The following is a 1,864-nucleotide window of genomic DNA, read 5'->3' as shown; positions in this document are numbered from 1 at the left end:
AGCGCGTTTCAGCAGGATTTTCCGGTCTCCCTTGAGAGTCCGGCTCTGGGACGGTTTCAGCTCCTTTCTGAGGCCCTTGCGCACTCTCTCTAGGGCATCGTTGGCCATGCGCACCACATGGAACTTATCGACCACGATACGGGCCTGGGGCAGCACAGCCTTGACCGCTGCCCGGTAGGGGTTCCACATGTCCATGCTGACGATCTCGACCTTCTGCCGGTCTTTCAGCTTCATCAGGTAGTTGGTCACCACGTCCTGGCGGCGGGTGGCCAGCAGGTCGAGCAGGGTTCGCTCCTCAATGTTGGTCAGAATGCAGCGGTAGCGCTTGTTCAGGTATAGCTCGTCAATGCCCAGGATGCGGGGCGTCTCGAAGCGGTGCCAGCGCCCCAGGAACTCGGCGCGGGCGTTGAAGATGTCGCGCACCGTCTTCTCGTCCAGGCCGGTCTGTGCCGCCACAAAGGTGTAGGGGTGGTTGAAGGATTCCTTCTCCACGTACTCATGCAGCCGCAGTGTCATACGGAATCCGTCCACCATCTCCGGTAGCTGGGGCCTGAATGTTGTCTTGCAGGCCCGGCAGGTGTATCGGCGGCGGACCACCCAGAGAGTGACCCGCTTGCCGTGGATGGGCAGATCACGATAGGGAACGTCACGCTTGCCGAACCGCACGAACTCACCCTGCACGCCGCACCCCTCGCAGGCTACTGGTGTAGGTGCTTCAAGCCGAAAATGTATGTCTTCATTCTGCTCATCAGAATCCACCAACTGGTACCCAGGAAGGCTTAACGAATTAATCATCTCCCGCCTTGATCAGAAAAACAGGTAGGTGGCGTAACCGGCAATCATCGCCATAGCAAAAATGACTGCTAAAAACGCCGCTAAAAGCTTCAGCGTGAACAAAGAGCGCAACAGAATGAGCTCAGTCAGGCTGGCTCCGGCACTGCCGATGATCAACGCTAGCACCGTCCCGGCACCCACGCCTTTGGCCATCAGAGCCGCTGCCAGAGGTATGACGGCTTCAGCGCGAATATACAACGGCACGCCGATGACAGCGGCAACTGGAATGGCAAAGGGATTATCTGGGCCTGCATACTGCTCCAATAAGTCAGTGGGCATGAAACCATAGATCACGCTGCCAATCGCAATACCGATGAGCAGGTAAGGCAACACATCGATAAAGTCCGACCAAGCTTCCCGCCACACACCACTGTACTTCCCTTCTTTCTTAACCGTGACAGTGGGTTGACTGTCACAGCATTCGCTAGACGTAGAGACTGTTGTCTTCCTATCAGCCCCGCAAGAAGCCGTCTTCGGAGTGGTGTCGCAGCTGTTGGTGCCGCAACTCGATGCGGTCGATGTAGCACTGCACGGGCTTGCTGATGAACTACATCCACTGCTCTCTTGTGTCGCCGTCCGGCGCACATAACGCTCGAAGCCAAGCGTGTGAAGCAGCCATCCGGCACCTACCGCGACCACCAAAGCGGCGAGCACATAGATAGCAGTAAGTGTCCATCCAAACGTGGCAACCAGCAGGCCGACGACGATAGGATTCAGCAACGGAGATGAGAAAAGAAACACCATCATCGGCCCAAAACCGGCCCGTGCCCGAATCAACCCTTTCAACATGGGGATAGTCGAGCAACTACAGAAGGGCGTTATAGCTCCTAAACCAGCAGCAAGAAAATAGCCTCGCTTCCCACTGGAAGTCAGTAACGCTTCCACCTTGGATGGTGGGATGTGACGTTGAAGAACTCCGACCAGCAAGCTAATGCCAATGAATAAAACCGATAGCTCGATAGCGAGAAAGGCGAACATGCCTAGAGCGTCTTGGAGTTGAGATGACATTCAATATTACTCCTATATTTCT

At 55.8% G+C, this 1,864-nt stretch carries 2 protein-coding genes; both read right to left on the bottom strand.

Annotated elements, in window-relative coordinates:
• A partial coding sequence (locus tag HMPREF2914_RS01460) for an ISL3 family transposase (RefSeq protein ID WP_139148195.1) occupies positions 1 to 795 on the bottom strand: 795 nt, incomplete at its 3' end.
• A 12-nt stretch (positions 796 to 807) separates the two neighbouring features.
• Positions 808 to 1,842, bottom strand: a complete 1,035-nt coding sequence (locus HMPREF2914_RS01455; protein ID WP_000098298.1) for a permease — start codon at positions 1,840 to 1,842, stop codon at positions 808 to 810.
• Positions 1,843 to 1,864 lie beyond the last annotated feature (22 nt).

Source organism: Pseudomonas sp. HMSC067G02 (assembly GCF_001813485.1).
In the GTDB taxonomy this organism is placed as follows: domain Bacteria; phylum Pseudomonadota; class Gammaproteobacteria; order Pseudomonadales; family Pseudomonadaceae; genus Pseudomonas; species Pseudomonas aeruginosa.
Note: the sequence above shows the minus strand (reverse complement) of the source record. Positions and strands in the feature narration are given on the sequence as shown.

Excerpts from the sequence above, each read along its gene's own strand:
- HMPREF2914_RS01455 (WP_000098298.1), bottom strand. The coding sequence starts at position 1,842 with ATGTCATCTCAACTCCAAGACGCTCTAGGCATGTTCGCCTTTCTCGCT.